The sequence below is a fragment of the Candidatus Megaera venefica genome (assembly GCF_034554655.1).
Taxonomy (GTDB): Bacteria; Pseudomonadota; Alphaproteobacteria; order Rickettsiales; family Rickettsiaceae; genus Megaera_A; species Megaera_A venefica.
The window spans coordinates 1-3,754 of record NZ_JARJFB010000155.1; the positions used below are offsets into that span (position 1 = coordinate 1).

Here is a 3,754-nt window from a genome sequence, read left to right on the forward strand (position 1 = left end):
CTCGGAATTCATAATATTAAAAATTACGTACCGCAAGAAGGCGAGCAAATAATCATAGCAGCCGATAATGACGGCAAAGATGCAACTACTAATAAAACTATAATTGAGGCTAGTGATAGTCTGCGGACGAGCGGAGCTATGGTTAGAATCGTAAGACCCGAGCAGGTCGGTGATTTTAACGATATCTTACAAAGGCGCGACATAGGTGGAATATTAGAAATTAGAGAAATATTCAATCCTGTAATTAACAGTTTTCAAGCTAAAACTTTAGCTGAGTTTTTTGCTAACTTTGAGGAGTTAAGTAAATTAACTCCGGCAGCGCAAAAAGACTTCGCATACATTAGTAAATATACTCTCAATGAGGATAAGTTGCTTAATGAATTCAAACATAGCAGGTCAAGAGGAATAGCCGAATTATCTAATACCAAAGAAGCGGTGGTGTATGGCGAAATGGCATATAGTAATCATATTCAAGTAATAGAGGCTATCAGAGCTTTTGGCGGGGATGTTGAGCAGAAGAAATTAATCGGTGAATTAAGTAATATAGCCATGGGCGGACATTTAATTTATTTAAATGAACTTTGTAATAATACTCTACACGGCTACATATCTAATCAACGCAGTCTATTTAATAAAGAGAAAGAACAAGCCGCCGATCCAGATGAATTGCTTGAAGTCGTAGCTAAGGAGCAACGTTTACTTACAGGACTTTGGAAAGAGCATAAGCGCGCTATGACGCACTACGCCTCTAAAGACTACAAAATACCTGAAGCAGCTAAAATTTCACATGAGCAACCAAAGCTCTTGCAAGATATTCAGAAAATTATCGTAGAAGCTAGGCAAGAAGGCTCAATGACGGATTCCGAGATCATGCGCGCGTTAAAATCCACTATCAATATTGAAGATATTCATACTACTTTAGATAAAAAACGTGAGAATCATTATATTGAAACAAATCTAGAATCATTTAAGACTGCTAAAATCGAAGCTAAACTACCTGAAGCAATGATTGCAATTATAGTAAAAGAGCAAAGTTTTCTAGCAGGCTTACATGAGATAATAAAATATCCTAAGGAGCAAAAGCATATACTAGAATCAGTGGATCTAGCCTACGCTCAAAAATCCGATCTGCTAGTAGATAAGCTTGATACATTAGTACGTCGCGCTCTAACTAGCGGCGCTAAAACGCAAGATGAAATTGTTAACGAGCTAAAGAGCGCGGAGAACCTTAAAAATACTTGTGTAAATTTAGATAAGGACTTAGAGATTCATGACGTACAAGTAAATTTAAGTAATTTTAAACAACAGAAATTCGAGTCTAAATTACCCGAAGAAATAATGGACATATTGTCAAAGGAACAAAGCTTTTTAGCAGAGTTAAAAGATAATTTGCAATATAGAGATATTCATGAATATAGCTTGCTAGATTCAGTTCGTAAAGCATCCGAGGTCAAAGATCGTAATATCATCCCGCTTCTACAAAATGCGGTAGCAAATACTATAGAAATAGGACTAAAGGATAAAGACGGAATCGCCTACGAACTAAAAAGTACAACCGATTTAAAATCAACGTATATAAATTTAGATAAAACACTTGAAGTCCACCACGTAAAATCAACTCTAGACAAGTTTGCCTCAGCAAAACTCGAGGCTAAATTGCCCGAAGAGTTAATTACTATATTTACTAAGGAACAAAAATACCTTACCGAATTAAACGATACTATCAAATATCCTGATCAGCATTCTAAAGATTTATTAGATAGAGTCGAAGGTGCATGCAAGGGGCAGCAGAATAATATCATATCAATCCTAGGGAAAACTGCAGAGGATGCTATAAAAACAGGCTTTAAAAACAGCTCTACAATAACCGAAGAATTAAAAAATGCGCCTGATTTAAATTCAGCTTACTTTAATTTAGATAGTGAACTTGAAAATCACAGTGTACAAACAACCTTAAATAACTTTAGCATACAAAAGGCAGAAGCTAAAACTATCCCTGAGATATTACAAATTACTGCAAGCAAGCAAGAATTTTTATCCTCATTACACAATAATATAAAATATCCCGAGCTACAGTCTCAAACCTTGTTAGATTCAATCGGTAAGGCTCATAAAGGTCAGCAAGATAACATAATTCAAGAGCTAAGAAGCCTAACTGCGCACATAACCGAGCATAAAATTACCCCTGAACAAAACTTGCTCGACCAGATTAAAAATAGCGAAGACACCCATGCCACTATAAAAGAACTCACTAAATTAGCCGTAGAACATCACGGTAGCTTCGTTAATACAAATCTTATCGGTTTGATTAAAAATGAACGTTGCAAGATAGGAGATATAACATTTGATTGTCCGATGAAGTATTTAAAGCATGAAATTGAAAATCCAGCTCATGTTTACGCAGATATAGCAGCATATAAAAGAGCTATTCCTCGTGTGCAAGAAATAATGAATAAACTTGAACTACAAAAAGAACACGAACATTCGATGGGCGGGATGTCAATGTAGCCCGAGACAAATTATAAAAATAAAAGAATTTACGATCTGTTCCAAACTCGGTAATCAAAAAACTTTGTGAAGGAATCGTATATCTGTTATAATCAGACCTGAAGTTTCGGTATTTGTAAGACATAAGTTACTACCAAAATTAAAATGAAAATAAATAATTACATATATGGCATTATCTAAGTTTCTTGATCCTAAGAACGACTTTTGTTTTAAGAAAATTTTCGGTACAGAGAAAAACAAGGATATTCTTATTCATTTTTTAAATGACATCCTAAAGTTTGAAGGAAATGAACAAATCACTGAAGTAACCTTTTTAAAAACTATACAAGACCCTGAGATTGCCGCTTACAGACAATCAATCGTTGACGTGCTATGCAAAGATCAGAACGGTGATCAAGTGATAGTCGAGATGCAGATCAGTAAGCATAAAGGTTTTGAAAAAAGAGCTCAGTTTTATGCCGCTAAAGCATATTCACAGCAAGTGATAAAAGAAGATGAAAATCATAAGAAGCTAGCGGTATATGCTAAATTAAAAGCGGTGATATTCTTAGCTATTGCTAACTTTACTATGTTTCCTGAAAAAGAAGCTTTTAAGTCAGAGCATAGGTTACTTGATACAAAAACTTATGAGCATGATTTAAAAGATTTCTATTTCGTGTTTTTAGAACTTGAGAAATTTAAAAAAACCATTGATCAGCTAGAGAATCTTGAGCAGAAATGGTTGTATTTCTTTAAACATGCAGAAGCTAGTACATTTGCTGACATAGAGCATTTAATCGGCAGCGATATAATTATTAGGAGAGCCTTTGAAGCAATAGATCAAGCTGCTTGGACTGAAGAGGAACTGAATACCTACGACAAAATGACTAAAACCAGACTTGATAATCTAGCGGTAGAGCAGCAAAAAATTGAAGATGCCGAGATTAGAGGAGAAGCTAGAGGAGAAGCTAGAGGAGAAGCTAGAGGAATAGCTAAACGTGGTATTGAAATTGCTAGAAAAATGTTATCTAAAAATCATTCTATTTCCGATATCGTCGATCTTACAGGTTTATCTTCTGAGGAAATTTCAAAATTATAATAAATTGTCTTGGAAACTTTATTTGCTTTGTGTACTAATTGATTTTAGGCAAACAAGATGAATTTTACAGTGTTATCACAACGCTTTTTTTAGTCTCTCCGTCAAAACTCTAAATTTTTGATATAATTTCAAGAATTTCAAAAATAAATCACCGCACATTCATTTTTT

General features: G+C 34.5%; 2 protein-coding genes. Both read left to right on the plus strand.

The window, feature by feature from the left end; all coding sequences use genetic code 11:
* Positions 1-2,508, plus strand: a 2,508-nt coding sequence (locus Megvenef_RS07915) for a toprim domain-containing protein (protein WP_458693242.1), incomplete at its 5' end; no start/stop codon positions are given.
* A 166-nt stretch (positions 2,509-2,674) separates the two neighbouring features.
* On the plus strand, positions 2,675-3,586 hold the full coding sequence (locus Megvenef_RS07920) for an Rpn family recombination-promoting nuclease/putative transposase (RefSeq protein ID WP_322777411.1): 912 nt from the start codon (positions 2,675-2,677) through the stop codon (positions 3,584-3,586).
* Positions 3,587-3,754: the final 168 nt, after the last annotated feature.